Origin of the sequence: Psychromonas arctica (assembly GCF_038155225.1) — a bacterium.
Lineage (GTDB): Bacteria > Pseudomonadota > Gammaproteobacteria > Enterobacterales > Psychromonadaceae > Psychromonas > Psychromonas arctica_B.
In genome coordinates this window covers 1-18972 of the sequence record NZ_JBAKBA010000059.1, presented here as the reverse complement: position 1 = coordinate 18972, position 18972 = coordinate 1, and the positions used below count along the sequence as shown (strand labels likewise).

General features: G+C 36.6%; 16 protein-coding genes. 11 read left to right on the top strand and 5 right to left on the bottom strand.

Annotation, left to right across the window (positions count from 1 at the left end):
• Positions 1-82 precede the first annotated feature (82 nt).
• Positions 83-586 carry a YcxB family protein gene (locus tag V6255_RS16940; RefSeq protein ID WP_341629206.1) on the bottom strand — a complete coding sequence of 168 codons (504 nt, stop codon included), beginning with the start codon at positions 584-586 and terminating at the stop codon, positions 83-85.
• Between the two features lie 283 nt (positions 587-869).
• On the opposite strand from V6255_RS16940, the gene V6255_RS16935 reads away from it, so the two are divergent.
• The gene (locus V6255_RS16935) at positions 870-2048 is read left to right on the top strand and encodes a cystathionine beta-lyase (RefSeq protein ID WP_341629205.1); all 1179 of its coding nucleotides are present in this window, start codon (positions 870-872) and stop codon (positions 2046-2048) included.
• Positions 2049-2407: 359 nt separating this feature from the next.
• On the opposite strand, the gene V6255_RS16930 is transcribed toward V6255_RS16935, so the two are convergent.
• From V6255_RS16930 to V6255_RS16920, 3 genes are read right to left on the bottom strand one after another with little or no spacing between them, the layout of a single operon-like run.
• The gene (locus V6255_RS16930; protein ID WP_341629204.1) at positions 2408-2914 is read right to left on the bottom strand and encodes a GDYXXLXY domain-containing protein; all 507 of its coding nucleotides are present in this window, start codon (positions 2912-2914) and stop codon (positions 2408-2410) included.
• A complete protein-coding gene (locus V6255_RS16925) occupies positions 2904-4037 on the bottom strand; it encodes a DUF4401 domain-containing protein (RefSeq protein ID WP_341629203.1) in 1134 nt (377 codons plus the stop codon). Before V6255_RS16925 ends, V6255_RS16930 begins: the two co-directional genes overlap by 11 nt.
• A complete protein-coding gene (locus V6255_RS16920; RefSeq protein WP_341629202.1) occupies positions 4034-5005 on the bottom strand; it encodes a DUF2157 domain-containing protein in 972 nt (323 codons plus the stop codon). The genes V6255_RS16925 and V6255_RS16920 overlap by 4 nt, the downstream gene beginning before the upstream one ends.
• 618 nt (positions 5006-5623) lie before the next feature.
• Between V6255_RS16920 and V6255_RS16915 the strand changes: the two genes are divergently transcribed.
• Positions 5624-6865 (top strand): hypothetical protein, encoded by a 1242-nt coding sequence (locus V6255_RS16915; RefSeq protein WP_341629201.1) that lies wholly within the window; start codon positions 5624-5626, stop codon positions 6863-6865.
• Positions 6866-6949: 84 nt separating this feature from the next.
• Positions 6950-7918, top strand: a complete 969-nt coding sequence (locus V6255_RS16910) for a CPBP family intramembrane glutamic endopeptidase (RefSeq protein ID WP_341629200.1) — start codon at positions 6950-6952, stop codon at positions 7916-7918.
• Positions 7919-8440: 522 nt separating this feature from the next.
• On the opposite strand, the gene V6255_RS16905 is transcribed toward V6255_RS16910, so the two are convergent.
• Complete coding sequence (locus V6255_RS16905) at positions 8441-8740, bottom strand: 2OG-Fe(II) oxygenase (protein WP_341629199.1); 300 nt, start codon at positions 8738-8740, stop codon at positions 8441-8443.
• A gap of 480 nt (positions 8741-9220) precedes the next feature.
• On the opposite strand from V6255_RS16905, the gene V6255_RS16900 reads away from it, so the two are divergent.
• The 8 genes from V6255_RS16900 to V6255_RS16865 all read left to right on the top strand — a co-directional run bounded on the left by V6255_RS16900 (position 9221) and on the right by V6255_RS16865 (position 18422).
• The gene (locus V6255_RS16900; RefSeq protein WP_341629198.1) at positions 9221-9946 is read left to right on the top strand and encodes a hypothetical protein; all 726 of its coding nucleotides are present in this window, start codon (positions 9221-9223) and stop codon (positions 9944-9946) included.
• A gap of 152 nt (positions 9947-10098) precedes the next feature.
• Entirely contained in the window at positions 10099-11910 is a 1812-nt protein-coding gene (locus V6255_RS16895) for a DUF4209 domain-containing protein (protein WP_341629197.1), read from the top strand.
• A 518-nt stretch (positions 11911-12428) separates the two neighbouring features.
• Positions 12429-13481 carry a glycosyl hydrolase family 8 gene (locus tag V6255_RS16890; protein ID WP_341629196.1) on the top strand — a complete coding sequence of 351 codons (1053 nt, stop codon included), beginning with the start codon at positions 12429-12431 and terminating at the stop codon, positions 13479-13481.
• Between the two features lie 438 nt (positions 13482-13919).
• A complete protein-coding gene (gene trxC / locus V6255_RS16885) occupies positions 13920-14351 on the top strand; it encodes a thioredoxin TrxC (protein ID WP_341629195.1) in 432 nt (143 codons plus the stop codon).
• Positions 14352-14436: 85 nt separating this feature from the next.
• The gene (locus V6255_RS16880; RefSeq protein ID WP_341629194.1) at positions 14437-14994 is read left to right on the top strand and encodes a histidine phosphatase family protein; all 558 of its coding nucleotides are present in this window, start codon (positions 14437-14439) and stop codon (positions 14992-14994) included.
• 318 nt (positions 14995-15312) lie between these two features.
• Positions 15313-16911, top strand: coding sequence for a VCBS repeat-containing protein (locus V6255_RS16875; protein WP_341629193.1), 1599 nt, complete (start codon positions 15313-15315; stop codon positions 16909-16911).
• A 120-nt stretch (positions 16912-17031) separates the two neighbouring features.
• Positions 17032-17727, top strand: a complete 696-nt coding sequence (locus tag V6255_RS16870) for a DUF6796 family protein (RefSeq protein WP_341629192.1) — start codon at positions 17032-17034, stop codon at positions 17725-17727.
• A gap of 233 nt (positions 17728-17960) precedes the next feature.
• Positions 17961-18422 (top strand): hypothetical protein, encoded by a 462-nt coding sequence (locus V6255_RS16865; RefSeq protein ID WP_341629191.1) that lies wholly within the window; start codon positions 17961-17963, stop codon positions 18420-18422.
• Positions 18423-18972: the final 550 nt, after the last annotated feature.

Below are 18972 nucleotides of genomic sequence, written 5' to 3'. Positions count from 1 at the left end.
AAACCATTATACATTTCCACCATGCTGTTCAAAAATTACTCTTGAAAGATCAACATGCCCTAGCTTGATAAAGAATAGTTTATTACTTCGCTAGAGAAGGAATAGGCTGTTTTTTACCGCTTAATTGCTGCTGAATATAAGCTTGGATTGAATCATCTAAACAAGCTTTACTTAAATACTGCTGTCCACCTTGATGCAAGTTCAACATAAAACCAGCATCTGTTTCATAGAAGTTATCGATAGACTGCCAAGCCAATTGGTTATTGATGTAAACGCTTTTATTTTCAATACCCTGATCATCAAAAATAAGCGTGATTTTATTACCCGAATTTTTACTCATCATTTGTCGAGTTAACCACCATGGTCGTTTGTATTTAAAACTGAAATATTCCAACACGGCGATAGCAAAAAAGAACCAAGCTAATAAACCTTGTACATCCGTTGCAAATAAAAAAAACAAACCGGCGATGATTAAACCTGCAATGAAAATATAGCGTGGTTTTTGTGGCCCTTTTAATAACATTGATTGATCAAAACACTCTGCATAGTGTTCACGATCTAGCATGAAGTGAGTTTCAAATTGCATGTTCAGCCTATTAGACAAAAAAGAAATGATTATACCTATTATCAAATGTTAAGTAATGAAATGTTAAGTATTGAAATGTTATGCAATGAATCTATTCAACAGGATTACTAGGTACGAGATTGCCGTAACGATTAACGGGTGCTGGGTTTACTTAAAACCAGTGGATGTTTTTAAGCTAAACATAACGGACTAAGATATGACGAGATAGTCGCTGTTCATCTTTATTTGAAGTGTTAATATATGTTTCTTATATATTTTCTAACATCATGAATGGATAGGTCAAATGAAAAAAGAAACGCAAATAGTAAGTTTAGGACGTGATAAAAAATGGACAAACGGAGTTATTAATCCACCTGTAGTGCGCGCTTCAACCATGACCTTTGAAACGATGGAAGATATGCGTTTTGCGTCTAAAAACAAAGCTAACGGTGAATTGTTTTACGGTCGCCGTGGTGGGCCAACACATTTTGCATTTCAAGCTGCGATTGCTGAACTAGAAGGTGGCGTTGGTACTGCGTTATATCCATCAGGCTCCGCAGCTATCAGTAATTCATTAATGTCTTTCTTAAAATCAGGCGACCATTTATTAATGGTCGACAGTGCTTACGAACCAACACGCGCTTTGTGTGACAGTTTGTTAGCAGGGTTTGGCATCGAAACAACCTATTACGATCCAATGATCGGCGCTGGCATTAAAGACCTTATTAAAGACAACACTAAAGTCCTATTTTTAGAATCCCCTGGTTCAGTGACCATGGAGATTCAAGATGTACCTACATTAAGCAAAATTGCTCACGAACATGGTTTAGTGGTGATGTTGGATAACACATGGGCTTCACCAATCAACTCTCGTCCATTTGATATGGGCGTTGATATTTCTATTCAAGCGGCAACCAAATACATAGTAGGGCATTCAGATGTCATGATGGGTACTGCCACGTCGAATGAAGCTCATTGGGAACAATTGCGTGAAAACAGTTATTTGATGGGGCAATGTACGTCACCGGACGATGTTTATTTAGCAAGCCGTGGTTTACGTACATTAGGCGTGAGAATGGCGCAGCATGAAAAAAATGCTCTGCAAGTGGCTAATTGGTTAGCAACACGTCCTGAAGTCGATCACCTTCGTCATCCTGCTTTTGAAACTTGTCCTGGGCATGAATTCTTTAAACGAGATTTCAGCGCATCTAATGGCTTATTCTCTTTTGTATTAAAAGAAGGGAACAGCAAGTCACTAACGGCTTTAGTAGAAAACATGCATCACTTTAAAATGGGCTTTTCATGGGGTGGATTTGAAAGCTTGATTTTGAGTGTGTCGGGTATTGATAAAATTAGAACTGTAACTAAATGGGATAGCAGCAAACCGCTTATTCGTTTACATATCGGTTTAGAAAGCCCTGAAGATTTAATCGCAGATTTAGAAGCGGGCTTTGAACGTTACAATGCCGTTTTAAATAAGTAGTTTTGTAAATAGCATTCTAATTGAGTATTAATATTGAAGGAGCCTGTTGGCTCCTTTTTTGTCTTTCTTATTAAGCTATTTATTTTTAAAGTCAAAAGCGGTTTAACCACGAAGGCACGAAGGATAAAGAAGATTAGGTCAAAAACATTAATATTAATCAATCTTGTGGGGCTTCTTCGTGCTCTTCGTGTAGCGCAGCGGCTTCGTGGTCGATTAGGGGCTCTTAAAATCAAAAACGATTTAAACACGAAGGCACGAAGGGTAAAGAAGGTTAGGTCAAAAACATTACTAATCAATATACTATGAGTTTTCTTTGTACCCTTTGTGTAGCGCAGCGGTTTCGTGGTGACTTACCGTTTTTACTCTGCTTTGATTTCAGTTAACTGCTCTGTAAACATCGCATTCAATAGTAGCTCTCCTTTTTCACTGACTTTGAACTCACCATATCGGGCTTTTTCGTAAAGTTCAGCTGTACCTTCTTCAAAGAAAAAGGCGTTAGTAGCGAATTTTATATTATCGTCTCGTACGCGATAATTAAGTCTAAGTTCATTTTCTTGTAAGGGTTGCCCATGGTAAATACCTCGAAAATCACCTACTTTATTTTCATCTAGATGCACTAGGATTTGTCCATCATGTGTGCCTTTTTCTATATCATCGTCCGACGATTGGAGTGCATCATAAAGCTGGTCGGCTGCTTCAAAGCGAAGCGCCATATAATCGCCTTGCATTAACGAGCGAGGATCTACAGGTGCTAGTTTCAAATATACGGTATCGCCTTGTTTTAAATGCTGCTCTTTACTGACAATTGAAAAGTTCATCACCGCTAAAATAACCAACAACATGCCTATTACGATTTTAGATTGCATCGGTATCTCCTTGTTGTGGGTTAAGTTGTTTATGAGAAAGTACTGATGAATCCGAATGAATCTGCATCGGATTTAGCCATTTTAATAAGGCATAACGAATCGCCAATATGAATAACCCCATCATTAATAAAATGGCTGATTTTTCTAACAAGGTAAGCGTTAATAAATAGTAATAACTGGAGATATAAAACAGTAATGAGGTTATCCCTAAGCCTTGTAAAATTTTATTACTGTTTGAAAATCCAAGTATCAATAAAGCAAAGCCGATGGTAATACCAGAGGCTTGCATCGATAAAAGGCATAAGCAGATAGTCGAGCAAATAATGGCTAATTTAGTGTTAAACGGAAAATGATGCTGGCTACGCTGCATTAAGGTGATGACTAAATAAAGCATAGCAACGAGTAATAACAGTTCATCTAAATAGTAATACCATGAGTGTTCTAATGTGGTTTCATTTAACCAATAAGCAAGGTCATAACCAATGATGTAAGAGGCTTTAAGAGGGATAAGTAATAATATAATGCCATAACTAATTGCTTCACAGGCAGGCTGCCATTTTACTGAACGCCATTCATTGAGTACTAAAAATAATGCCAATAATAATAAACTTGCTGAAGTAAATGCAGAAAGCTGCAAATAATGAAAACAAATGGTTAATGCAATACTTGCAAAAAAAGCAGAGCAAACGCGATGTATATAATGCGGCATTATCAGGCTTAAGCTACTTTGTATAATAAAAATAGCAAACCAAGGAAATACAGAAAAGACCGTATTATCAATTATAAAAATAGCCCAAGCCAGCAATGCTTGTCCGGCTAAGCTAAAGGCAAGCATAAGGTGCTCTAGGAATTCAGAGGGCTTATTTTTTAACATTTGATAAGCCATTAATATCATTCCAGAACCGACCACTAAACAAACGGTGCTGTTTTCCACCAAGTCTTGTAAAGTGAGCAAAAAGAAGCCCAAGATAAATAGTGAGGCAAACCAACCAGAACAAGCCAGTAAGAGTTTTATAAACCAAGGTGAGTCTAATGTCTCTGCAGGTTGAAACTCGCCGTTGACTAAGGCTTTCTCTTGAAGTTGTTGCCACAGTCTTTGTTGTTGAGTCTGTTGTATCTTCATGACAACATCTCCTTATTGACTTTTTTCAACCAAATGGTCGCTAAGCTCGTTAGACCAATGATTAACACTGACGTCAGTAGAAAGAATCCTTCAATATAATCCTCATTCAGATTGTCGATACAAGCAGTGATAATAACAACAATGCTTGATAAACAGCCGCCTGCGAGCATAAATAAGTCGTGTCGAAGATGACGGTAAACCACATATAAGGCGGCAATAAAGACTCCCCAAAATAAGAAAGGCAATAAGCTAGTATTGTGTGAATCTATTATCGTATCAACAGCAATAAAGGTGATCATAAAGCCTGCTAATGAAGCGATGCTTCGAGCTAACCAACGAGGCGATAAATAGATGAAACGTCGGCTGCTCAGCTCCAATGCGGTTAATGCAATACTGTTCAGAAAAAATAGTGCAATCCAGAGATTACCATCAGCTGATAAAAATAACGTTAAAGGAAGACCAAAACTATCAATGTAGAGGCTTAAAGCAACATTTAATAAACCCAACCAACTCAACCATAATGGCGCAAAGCGAGCGATAACAACCCAAGGTATGATCAGAACAGCCCAAAAAAAGAACAAAGTCCAAGGATCTGCGCCCGTTTGATACGTTTGTCCGAAAAAGGCCATTAACACACCGACCATTAAACAGCTCACTAATAAACTTATTTGTGCTTTGAGACTGTCTTTTTTGGCAAGCCAATAGATAAATATAGTGGCAACAAGCAATGATTCTATTAAAGCAAACTTTCCAAAACGCCCCCAATCATCCCAGTTATAGGCAATAAAAAAGAGCACTGAAAAAGCCAAGCTTAGCGCCCCTAAACACAGTAATAATCGGTCGATAAACTTAAACCAACTGTTTATGGTAGGCGAAACCTGTGTACAGTTAAGTGCCTCATTAATTTGAGCTGGTTGGACGTAACCGCGCTTTATAAAATCACTAACAATGTGGCGTGATGATGGCATTGTCTCTTCCCTGATGATGTTTTTGTCTAGTTTATACCGATTACATTAAATAAGTGATTTAAATTTTGCGCAGGAAAAATGACTTAGTTTAAGGCGTAAATTGAGCCTTTCGAAGATTAACTTCGTTAATCGTCTATCGGAGAATTAACCAAAGGATGTTAATTCTTTAATGGTTGTTCCCTTTACGAAATTTACAACGAAGAAATAAGTTATTTTAACCAGTAAAATAGATCAGTTAATTAGTGTGATTGGTATTACATCAAAGATAAATTAAATACGGATGTTAAGTACAATTTTTAAGATTCGATAGTGGCTGTTATAGTTGGCGACTTACTACTTATTAATGAATAGAATAACTCGATGCACTTCGCTTTAAAGGTCGAGGTTGCTTTTCAACAAATGATCTGCAAAAAATAAATGGCTTTCATCTGTTAGCATTATCGAGTTTATGTATTTTTCGATATTGTAAAGTATCAATCATAAACACACTTTAGCCACGGTTGAACATATTGAATATGACATGTTTTCCTCACTACTTTGGCTCTTACTGAGAACATAAATAATAGGTTTACTACTGTTAACCCAATTGATTAAATACACATTATAAATAGGCATTCGATGATAATAAAAAACCAACTTAAATGTACCTTACTGTTTGTCATTACTCTTGTTGGCATACTTGGCTGTAATAGCACGCCTGCTCAATCTAATGATTCAACCTTAGATATTGAAGAAGAGTACAGTGACGAAAATGCAAGTTGGCTAGCAGGTTCTTGGGGCATAACGCAAAGAGTTGATGGTGGCTATAAGCTTGATCAATCTGTCGATGGCGGATCTGCTCACTGGGTTGCTGGTGCAGAAGAGATAGTTAAAAATCTTCCTTCATCAGGACATGTCATCACTTCTTTCACTCATCCTGCTCATGCTTTTCTTTTTACATTACGTGATAACGACAATGTTGATGTAGCCGCTATCCATCCAGATATGGTGCCTCGACTTGAAAATGAACAAATCATTTTTGATGTGATTAATGTTTATCGAAAGGCGGGCAAAAAAGTTATTTTATATTTAAATGCAGCAGGACCCTCAATGATCACAGATAATGATCCTGAAAATGAGCGAGAGATAAAAGCCGCATGGGAAGAGTACTATAATACTGAATGGAATGGTGATGAAGGTGCTGCTTGGCGCTATTTAGTAGAGGGTTATGCCAAAAGGTTTGATGGTTTAGTGGATGGTTATTGGTTAGATAATGTTAGGAAATTACCAGGTTCACTCTCTGATTTTGTTGATACGTTACGCAGCGTCGACCCAACGTTAGCGATTGGCATCAATGAAAAGAAAGCGTATTTTACCGATGCCAATGGTGAGTATCTTTATGTTGATAGCGATGGTTTAGATGACCAAGATGACACTGATTATAAAATCATAAAACATGTACCTACAAACGAATACGAAGACTTTACTGCTGGTCATATCACACCGCTAGGGCGAGGTGCACCACCTAACTCTTGGGGTTACGAAGAATATACGATTCCAGATATGCAAGATAGCCCTTGGGATAGTTACAACGGCAATAAAAAAGCACTTAAACACGGTTGGTTTCCTATTAGAAGTACATGGAGTAGTTCAAGGTCTGATTTGGTCTTTGGGATCGAGCAAGCCTATCGTTTTACACGTAAGATTACTGATGCTGGCGCGGGTATTACTTGGTCAACGACTCAAGATGAGGGATATATGAGTGCTGATGAAATGGACATTATGATAGAAATTGAAAATAGAATGATTCAAACCCCAAAAGCAAATTATGAAACTTATCAAAGGCCAGTAGGCGCTTATTTACTGGGTGAAACACCTTAATAGTAACGTCGGCTGTTAAAAACAGCCGTTAAAAACCGGTCAATCTAACAGCGTAAAAACAACCAATAAGCAGTAACTAATAAAATGACTTTTTATCTATTAGCGTTATCTATTTTATGTGTTTTCCCATACTGTAAAGTATCAATCATCAAACAACCGCTTTGGCTATGGTTAATGGCCTTGAGTGTGGTTAGTGGTTATGTTGAACACCATATAGAGGCTGTTGGGCTGGTGGGTATCGTGGTTTATGTCGCTTTATATCATGGCGCGCTTTACATAAAACAGCCAATCATACGGGCAATATCAAGTACTGCTTTCATCGTCAGTTCATTGGCATTAGCAGTGCATGCCGTACCCGGTTTTAATAACTTACCCATTGTCATTAATGAGTTAATCACTAGCGATGCTATTCCTTATACCCTTTATGCTAACTTTGATAAAGGTATGGCAGGGTTGTTGGTGTGTGCTTACTTTTTTTCTAAGAGCCAAACAACTAAAACCTTAGATACAACTATACCTTTAGATGCAACTACAGCCTCAACTACAGCCTCAAATACAACTACTGCAAATATAGTTACTACAAATATAACTACAGCAAAAACCAGCACGATAACAAAGCTTAAACAGCCTTTTTTCATTATTATTTGTACCGTATTAGCGACCTTGACGGTGGCGTTAATGATTGGGCTCGTCGGGTTTAGCCCTAAAGTGCCAGGCTTTTGGTTAGCCTTTATTGCGATTAATCTTTTGTTTACCTGTGTTGCTGAAGAGGCGTTCTTTAGAGGTTTGTTACAAACTAAGTTGTCGCAATTAATCACAGTTAAACGTTTAGCTATCTTTGCACCGCTTATAACCGCAGTTGTTTTTGCCTTGGCACATTTTATAGGTGGATGGAGTTATGTGTTGGTGTCAGGTGTAGCTGGTTTTGGTTACTGTTATATTTTTTATAAAACACAGCGCTTAGAATGGGCGATTTTGTGTCATTGGTTAGTAAATGTTTCGCACTTCTTTTTGTTTACTTATCCGATGATAGGAAAGGTGGCTCCTCTTTGATTTTTTAGAGGGTTCGTCTGCGCTCATCGCTGTAGATTGGTATTTCCTGCTTGGTATTTCGACCTAGAAGCGAGTGACTTTTCTCTTAATCAGAAGAGAAACCTATGTTTATAAAGAATCAAAGATACTGACACCGTAGCACTTTCTGATCCAAGTCATCCATTCATTTTTAACGTACCGTTTATATGATGTGTCCTACACTGAGCTAATAACGGCAAAGGACACGCAGAACTTAGCCCGCTCATAACACTATGCTGCCGCATAAATCGCTCCATGCACTAGCCTCAACTAACCCAAACATCCTGTTTGGCTTTACTAAAATGAATGGATGACTTGGGAAAGCTCAACGGTGGGTGGATGTAGCCATTATTATGCTAGTTTTCGCTAGTTTGAGTAAGCTAGGATTTATCTACAGTATTATTAGTCTGAACTCATTGATGCATTTAGACATTTATTTACTTGGTGTTTTGCCTTAGCGGTGATCTTGCTTTTCTTACGTGAAGGTAAACCTTTTGACAAAGCTTATATATTGAGTGCAAAACTGAGTAGAACACGTTTTCCTGATTCGATTTTAGTGACGCTGTGTTCGTACTTGTCGGGTCTAAATAAATACACGCGATTAAATAAGTTAAGAATGCATTTTGTACACTTAAACACACCTCCCACTTTTGGTTGTACCAAAATTAAATTGAGTTTGTAATAACGCCCTTTTTGTACATTGTCGACATGGTTCATCACACTGTGGTTGATAGGGTAGGTCACTAGGTTTATCGAAAATAGCTTACTATAAAGAATGGTTTTATTTTTAATGGTTGCAGTCATATTGTCTCCATGCTGTTTACGTCTTTATTGTAGCATTGAGTCACCTTGTAATACGTTAGCTTAGTGATATCAAAATACGATGAGATATAACCAAATGGTTTGTTTATTACGATGTGAAAAGGTTTTTATCATTTGGGAAAGTTTAAATATGAAAAGGGGAGACATCGTTACATTGAATGATGCTTTAAGCTTTCAAAAAATTAAATTATAAATAGTTTCTCATATATTTTCTCGAGCCTGTCCTGAAATCAGTGCAGTCTTTTCACCACAACTGTTACAGTCTGCTACCTTTTATCATGATTAATAAATCATAACTTTATTATATCTCTTTGTTTTATCGTTAAATCAACGTAAAGTTATGTAATATTTTAATCATTAACTCTTGTCGTGTTTTCGCCGTTAAAGTGACATTTTGTGAGTTAATAAAGCTGTTATACGTCAGTTTGGGGCCACAGTTTAACAAAGAGAAAAGAGATAGATATGATTTTAGACTGCTCATCTTACGAATCAGTAAAGTCATCATTATGTGATGCCTTTCATACAACAGAAGATGTAATGATATCTGTATTAAAAAGTGTAGATAATAATGGAACAATTGATTACTACACTCTTGAGCAAAATGTTGAATTGGCTGTTCGTGAAAAACTTGGAGAACCAGACAGTGAACTTGAAGTGCTTTGGTTTCATGGCACACGTGTAGAAGACCACAATTCATTTTATGAGCATGGCGTACTTACGAAGACTCTAGTGAAAGAACAATTGGTATCACGGCTGTCATCATTAGCATCTGGTATAGAAAAAACGGGTAAACATCCTTTTTCACTTTCTATGTCAGGGAAAAATGGTGATCATGATGAAGGTCCTTTTGCTTTTCTAATTAAGACTGTAGCTGTCCAAGCTCCAGGATCAAATCACAACTATACAGATGCCCCTGAACTAGTTGAAGATATTGCTGGTACTTTCGTTGGGCAAAACTATCAGGAACTTGTATCCCGTTTTCAGGAAATTACACAACCATACATAGTCTCATTTACTGCTAAAGCAAAAGGATATGAGGCTTTCAAAGCTCTATTTTTCTTGAAACTAATGCTGGACGGTGAGTCTGAATTGGAAGCAGGAGATACAGCCAATACTTTCTTTAATTCAAATGCAGAAGTGATTTTACCCCACAGAATTAAAAGCGTTGAGAACTTGAAAAACGTATAACAAGTCAATTCAACAGGACTAAAAACAGCGGGCTCAAGTTTAGCTCACAATCTTTAGTCCGTTAATATGGGCGTTAATGCTCTTGCGGTTAATCTATTATTACTCCGTGAATTTCAAAAACTCACAACTATAAATGATGTTAAGGCTGAGAAATGGAACTAGGTAATTTGGGTTTTATTCAAAATATAATTGAAAATGAAGGGAATAAAAGCTTACAAAGTCTCTCAACAGAATTTGGTCGTGAGATGAGTAGGGAAGATTGTTCTTATGCTAAAGAAGAGCGAAACTTATTGGCCCTTTTCAGAAACATCACATCGGTGATGCTTGTTCCAAAAAGTAATAACGAACCTTTTCAACCTTTAATGAAAATGGCAGATGGCAGTCGTTCAGCATTACCTGCCGATCTTTCTCAAAATGAGTTATCAATTTTAGCTGGCAGAGTTGAAAGCATTAATCATGTGGCTTTAAAAGCTAGAATTTACGATTTATTGTGGATTTGTTGTAAACCTAAAAAGCCATTACATGCGAAATGTGCAATCGATCTTTATACCAAAGATGGAATCAAACCAGATACATGGCGACACACTGGGAAAAATGAAATTGAAAGGGCTTATAGATTAGCAAGACAACTTAACGATATAGAAAGAGTAACCAAAATTGAGAATGTACTTATTTATTCATTCAACAATGATGCAGAAGATTTTGTTGATATTGCTTACTCTGTGGCGGAACTCGTTGAAAACTTAAATGCATTAAAAGAACATCATTTGAAGATAGCTGAGAGATTAGAAAATCTCGGTTCATCTTTGAAGTCAAAAAGTTACTTTAAAGATGCTATTCGTTATTTTGAGCTTAGCTCTAGAAAATACAAAAAAGGTTCAAATGAGGACAAGCATGTAGATACATTAGTTCAAGCCGCCGAGTCGTATGCTTTGGATGCGGAAAGCCACTTTAATCTGGATGGGGGATCAAAATTAATAGCTAATAGTCTATTTGAGAATGCTATACATGCATATAGGAAAGTACCGGCAAAATATCGTGATGAATATTCAATTGATGAGAGAATATCAAAGCTAAGGCATGGCCTCAACGAATCTGGTAAGTATACTCTAAATGAAATGGGGCTTTTTCAGACACCAATTGAAGGAGCTGAAGAAAGAGCTCAACTATCTAAAGAATATGTTGCAGGGAAAATTTCTGAGTATGAAGCTTTAGTTTATTTTTCTGGAATTTGTAATGTAGATGAATATGACTCTTTAATGGAAAGCGAAAAGAAAAGTATGAGTACAAATTTTCTTAGTTCTTTCTTTGGTTCAATGCAATATGCAAGGGATGGCCGAGTAATAGCTAAAACACCCTCTGTAGGTTTAGGGGACAACGAAGAATCCGTAAATGCTACACTTTTCGACAATATGGTTCGAACATTCTCATATAATACCAAATTAAACGTCAAGCTTTCAATTATTCCAGCTTTGCATCAGATATTGAGTGAGCATAATTTTAGTAAGAGTTTCATTTTCGAAATGTGCGATTACAGTCCATTGATACCGAAATCTAGCGTACACCTGGTTTCGCATGCACTATGGTTAGGTCTTGAATTTGAGTTTTCAACTGCTATTCACATTATCGCACCTCAACTAGAAAAAATTGTGCGAGAGCAGTTAAAGAAAGCAGGAGCACATACAACTCACCTAGATAAGACTGGTATAGAGCATGAAAAAGGTTTGAGTACACTATTAGGTATGCCTGAGTCTTTAGAAGTATTTGGGCAAGATCTTCTTTTTGAATTAACAGCTCTATTTACGAATTCAATTGGGCCAAACTTAAGAAATGAAGTAGCTCATGGGCTATTAACTGATAATGCGGCTTATTCTGAAGCACCTATTTATGCTTGGTGGGTGTTAATGCGAATGACTATTCACTCTATAATAACGTCTTCCGAAGAAAAGGGTAATGCAGGATAAAGCACTAATAAGGCATTTAAACGGAAATAAAGCAGTGGGTTACGTTTCGCTTCACATTTTAACCCACTACTTTAGTCCGATTAAGCGGACGTTGAGGCTGTAGAATTTCTCCAAAAAAGAACGTTTTTATGTTCTTTTTTTATAATCTCTCATTGTACAAAAAACAACCTTTATTGAGCTGGTCGTCTGTGATCTAATAGCTATTTTCGCTCTGAGTTAAATGTGATGGCATCCTTTTTAAACAAAGAGGTAAACCTCACTTATTTTACTAAAGTAAATTCATCCCAATTGATTTCTCACTGCAAATTATTCCCTTTGAATATGAATATCTACTTTTCCATATTGTTGAATACTCCTTTAGCAGAACACCTTGATTTAAGTGCTTTTGATAATCGCTATGACAAAGATGAAGGTATTAGCTAGCAGTTATTCTTGGTGATTTTTATGCTGATCACCTTTATGATGGCAGCCTATTTATCAATACCACTGCATTAAAAAAGATTAAGGAATACTGGGAAATGAAGAAAATTATATTCATCGGAATACTCTTATTTTTGATTGCGATTTCATTTATTCCCAAATTTATTTCTTTTGAGCGAACCCCTTTTCAAAAAAATTGGATCACTTACAAAGCACAATTTATTGGTACTAACCGAGTGCTTGATACTGAAAATAACAATATATCAACCAGTGAAGGGCAAGGGCTTGCCTTGTTGTTTGCTGTTTTCTCTAACGATAGAGAGCAGTTTCAAGATATGTGGGCTTGGACACAGCAAAACATGCAGCGCGAAGATCATTTATTTCGTCAGCAGTATTCACCCTCAGAAAAAGGGGAGTGTGATAAAAAATGTATCTCTGCTCAAAGCAACGCAAGTAATGGCGATATTATTATTGCGTGGGCTTTATTAGCCGCAGAAAATAAATGGGATCGCCAAATATTCCTTGTTGAAGGTTTACGTGTGTTAGACGCCATTAAAGCTAAACTTATTCGTCAACAATTTGGTTATCAGTTGGTATTACCGAGCGAAACAGGCTTTGAGTTGCCTGATGACCGTGTTCAAATCAATTTATCCTACTGGGTATTTCCCGCTTTAAATTTATTTACAGAAGTAACAGGTGACCCGATTTGGGATGAAATATACCAATCAGGCACTTCTCTGATGACGTCAGCTCGTTTTGGCGATTGGAATTTACCGTCAGATTGGATGATCCTGTCGGAAGATAAAGCAACTTTAGAAAGCGCTAACTCTACAGAGTATGGAGAGAAGGCTAATCGATTACCGCTTTATTTAATGCTCGCGCAAGATTATCAAACACAATTAATCGCGCCATTTATTGATTTTTGGGCTCAGGAAACGCTACCAGCAACGGTTGATTTATTGACAGGTCAACGTTCAGCTACATTAGCTAACGCTGGAATGAAAGCGATTAAAGCCGTTACAGAGGCTAAAATGGACAATAGTGAGGCTAATCTTATATCAGACATTACATTGCCTCAGATAACGCCAGAAACAGACTATTATTCTGCCACTTTTATTTTATTATCACAGCTCCCGATTGTGAAAAAATAAAGCGACCTGTGTTGAACTCGTTGGTGCAAGTACGACGGGTGCCTATTGATATATAGTAACTCGATCTAATGCTTGAGTTGCTTTACTTAAAAAGGGCGTCTTCTTGGCGTTAACCATTTTTATTACTATCAGTGTCTGTTCAACAGGGTTCTTTTAAAAGATGTTATCTGCTTATAAGTGATTATTTAATTCGGTATTTATTTAGAGTGGCATTGTTTAAGTTAGAAAGGCACTATTGCTTAAGTTAGAAAAGCTATTACTTAAGTTAGAGCAAACATTATTGTTTAAGTTAAAAAAATACTGTTGTTTAAGTTAAAAAAACACGATGGGAATAGGCTAAGCTAATAGATTAAATTAATATAGTTCGATGAAAATAGTTCGATGAAAATAGCTCAATAAAAATAGATGTTGAATGAACAGACTTAAAAGAGAAAAAATATGACTACCATTACTTCTAGATGTCCACATTGCCACTCCATGAATCGCTTACCTGTTGAACGAATTGAAGCAACACCTAGTTGTGGACGTTGTAAAAAAGACTTATTACAGGGGGCACCAATTGAAGGAACGAGAGCTAATTTATCGGCGTTAATTAATGGTGATAAACCCGTTGTTGTTGATTTTTGGGCACCGTGGTGTGGGCCTTGTATTAACTTTGCGCCTACATTTACAGAGGTCGCAACTCAACAAACAGCTGCTCGATTTGTGAAAGTCGATACTGAAGATCAACAACAGTTAGGTGCACAATATAATATTCGTAGCATTCCTACGTTAATGGTTTTTAAATACGGTAAAGTAGTTGATACCTTGAACGGCGCGTTACCTGCAGCACAATTTAAATCATGGTTAGCACAAGCATTATTAAAATAAGTGCCTATTTGTGCCTGCATAGCTTTGCAGCCTTTGTTGAAGTGTTGTTGTTTGTTATGGCAGTGGCACTTTGTAGAGGAAATATATGCAAATAACGATCATTAGACATGGTAAACCCGACCCGATTTCAGAACATCCAATGACTGCCACCGAATTTACTTATTGGATTACGTTTTATGATCAATCTAAGGTTTCTTTAAATACATCGCCTTTGCCTTCTTCCGTCACCCACGCAAATAATTGTGATGCGATAATTTGTAGCCGTCTTCAACGATCTATTGATTCAGCCACTATCCTAAATGCAGGGAAGATCGTTTTATGTGATGATCTACTTATAGAGGCTGGATTACCATCAGCAAGCTGGTATTTTTTTAAAATGACGCCGAAATTTTGGGCAATATGCTTTAGAGTGTTATGGCTTTTAGGGTATTCAAATCACTCCGAATCAATAAAAGAAGTGAAAATTAGAGCACTAGCGACAGATAAGCTTATTGAGTTAGCGACTCAGCATAATAAAATACTGTTTGTTGGCCATGGCATATTTAATCGATTTATTGTTAAAGAGTTGATAAGGCGAGGATGGTCAGGCGCTAAATCTCCGCAATCAGAATATTGGGCGGGTGGTATCTATAAAAAAAGTTAAGGGCCGGTAGCTTTTAAAATTGCTTTGCCTTTAAAGTATTCTATCGATACTCATTCGTCGATATCCTTTCAGTTCATACCTATTTAATTAATATCTCGTTATCTATTAAAACAGCCGTTATTAAAAAGCGCTCTTCTATTTATTAATCTACTCTTATATTTCAAATCTTAAGCCTGAGCACTACATATTTGGCACGATAATAAATACTTAATCGATTTAAATTATTTAAATAATTGAATGATTAACGTGTTTTTTCGGGTCTTATTAATACACGCCTGACAAGGATGAATAAAATGGTTACATCACCCGGAGAGAGTTATGAGTAAATGGAAGAAAATATCGCTGATTATTATCGGCATTCTAATTTTTATTGCATTATTTTTTACTAAGATAGTGGCCTATGTAATACAAGGCGCCGAGCAAGAACAAGGTGAAACAGACTTACGTTTTAGTGAAATTAGTACGGAATTCACACATCAATCTGATTTTGTTGCCGGACTACCTTTTATGGCGTTATCTACCATTGATATAGATAACGATGGTATTGATGAAGTGTTTGTTGGTGGTGGTATTGGACAGCAAGATGGTTTACAAAAATATGTGAATAATGCCTTAGTAAGTATTCCTTCAGAAGGTTGGTTTGATAAAGCTGAAGATGACCCAACTTATGGAGCATCATCAATTGATGCTAACAACGATGGTTTAGTCGATCTTTTTGTCGCAAGAAGTAGTGGTATTTATTTTTATGAAAATACTGGAACAGGTTTTACAGGTAAGAAAATAGACTTTCCTTTAGATAAAAAGTCGATGCCTTTATCGGTTTCTTTTGGTGACATTAACAATGATGGCGCAGTTGATTTGTATGTTTCTAACTATATTCGTCCTGAATATGTGGAAGGTGAAACTATCTTTAATCAAGAATATGGCGGCATTAGTAATTTATTATTAAATAACGGTGACAACACTTTTACGGACATTACTAAATCATCTGGTGTTTACGAGCAACATAATACCTTTACTGCTGTTTTTGTAGATTTAAATAACAATGGTTTAAGTGATTTAGTTGTCGCTCAAGATACTGGTTTTGTACGTATCTTTAAAAACAATGGCGATTTAACCTTTGAAAATATCACTTTACCTGTGACTTATAGTTACCCGATGGGTATTGCAGTGAGTGATTATAATAACGACGGTTTAATGGATTTATACTTTAGTAACGTCGGTAAAACGCTACCGGACTTTTTAGTGGTGGGCGATTTAAGAGAAGATCAAACCTTGAATAAAGATTATATCTTGCTAGAGAATCAAGGTGATTTTAATTTTAAAGATACCGCATTAGAAAATAACGCAGCAAAATATGGATTTGGTTGGGGGCTCGTTTCTTATGATTTTAATAACGATACGTTAGCTGATTATCTCATTACTCAAAATTATATTCGTTTCCCTGCTGTTGAACATTTAGATCTCTACCCTGGTAACTTATTACAACAATATGAAGAAAACTCATTTAAACCTGTTGAAGAAGTCGCTGGTATTGGTAATAAACATTTTGGTGTAACAACGGTTGTTTCAGACTTTAATCAAGATGGTTGGCCTGATGCTGTGATTGGTAATTTAAATGGAAAATTACGTGCTTTCATTAATAATGGTGGAACGCGTCATTGGCTTAAAGTTGCTTTTAAAGATGAGACTCATTCTATTGGCGCATTAGTCACGCTAACCATGGTTGATGGTCAAACTTATACCAATCAGTTTTATACCAGTGAAGGTTTAGGTTCGGATCAAACTAGTGATGTGTTTTTTGGGTTAGGCAATCAAACTGAGATTAAATCAGTGAAAGTGAGTTATCAGAGTGGAAGAGCGGTGAATATTGATTCGCCACAGGTCGACTCTACCATTGACCTTTCTGACTATTAATTTAAAGCGTTAATTTCAAATGGCTACTTTCAAGTTATTAATTTAGGTAGTTAATTTCAGGTTAGTAGCCTTAGATGATTAGCCATAAGCAATATCAACACTCAAAAAGAGATCTAAATTGTGGATAAAAAAACATATAACACATTATTACTAACTGGTATCGCGGGGTTTCTAGCTGCTTTGTTAGTTGGAATAGGGGAGTTCACTTTACAGTTTTCTCCTCTCGGTGGGTACGAAGTAGAAGGTTACGGTTACTTTGCTAATGTCTCTAAAGACAAGTTAACGATAGGGCATTTCTTTAGTACTTTAGCCGCTCCGTTATATATTTTAGGGTATTGGCACCTTGGGCAAATGTTTATTCGAGGAGGTAGTAAAGTACATGGTTGGATTATTACCTTATTAGGTGGTTACGCCTTTATGGTCGGTAATGCTTGGTTAGGTGGTCGTATTTATTTAGCCTTAACGGCTCATGAAATCGCCGATACCACAGATACTAATGTTGTACTTCAATTACAGAGCTTATTAAGCGACTTTGGGGCGCACAACGAACCACTTGTTAATGCATTGCGCTTGGCGATGGTTGTTGTGTCTGTGCTTTGGATATGGCGTATTGTCATCGGTAAGACACTTTACCCGCGTTGGGTTGCACTGTTTAGTCCTGCATTAATACTAGGTGTGATCTTTACGACTTACTTTACTGGGTTAAGTATTGGTGTTTGGTTATTGCCTGCTGCAATGAATGTGGTGCATTTAATTGTATTTACTATCTCACTTTATTCATTACATCGTGTTTATAAACAAGGCCTGTCTGAGTAATACCGATTACATTAAATAAGTGATCTAAATTTTGCGCAGGAAAAATGAGTTAGTTCAAGGCGAAAATTGAGCTAAATGGTTGTTCCCTTTACGAAATTTACAACGAAGAAATAAGTTATTTTAACAAGTAAAATAGATAACTTAATTAGTGTGATTGGTATAAAGACCAGATCAGTCTCAGCCGCACTCTTAGGCATACATTTAGTCACATTATCAATTAAAAGATAGTTAATATGCAGAGCAAAGATACACAGAACAAAGGTACAGAGAACAAGGATATGTCGCTTACGAAGGTTCAGATAGTAATAAAAGTCATTTTGTTAGTGCTATTGAGTATTGGTTTATACGGTGCGTTATCTGTGTCTTATTTAACAGTAACAGGCATTGCGCCATGTCCAAGTGTTGCCAAACTACCTGCTTGTTTTATCGTGACGATTGGTTATTTTCTAATGTTGGTCGCGACTTTTTTTCATAATAAACTTAATAATAAGCTTAATGCTAAATGGTTGTTTATTGTTGGCTGGTCACCGGTTGTGTTACTCGCTTTAGTTGGCAGTTTATTGGAGTTAAGCCAAGGTGATATTTGTCCTAAAAGCAGTATGGGAATCGCGTTGTGTTATGTCTCGCTTAGCTTTGCGATCATGGTAGCTGCGCTATTTTGGTTACTTAACAAAATGAGTCCTTTTATCAAGTAATGTAAACAAAAGTAAATTTACATGACTTAATTTAATTATTCTAAAAGGGATGTTAGCTGTTATTAGCTTCATCCCTTTTTTATTGACTTGGATTCAAATAATAAGTGCATAACTAAATAGGGTGCAGAAAGAGAAACTTGGGCTTTCGCTTCTTAGGTTGACTTAAAATAGCGGAACCTAACCCTTTACTATTAACTAGCAACGCTTTTTAAAATCAAAGGCGGTTTAACCACGAAGGCACGAAGGGTAAAGAAGGTTAGGTCAAAAGCATTTATTATTAACTAGTTTTGTTGTCCTTCGTGTAGCGCCGCGTCTTCGTGGTGCTTAATGCTTTTTAAAGTCAAAAGCGATTTAACCACGAATGGTAAAGAAGGTTGGGTCAAAGCATTTATTATTAACTAGCTCTTTGTTGTTTTTCTTCGTGTCCTTCGTGTAGCGCCGCGTCTTCGTGGTGATTAATGCTTTTTAAAGTAAAAATCGATTTAACCACGAAGGCACGAAGGATAAAGAAGGTTAGGTCAAAAACATTAATATTAATCAATCTTGTGGG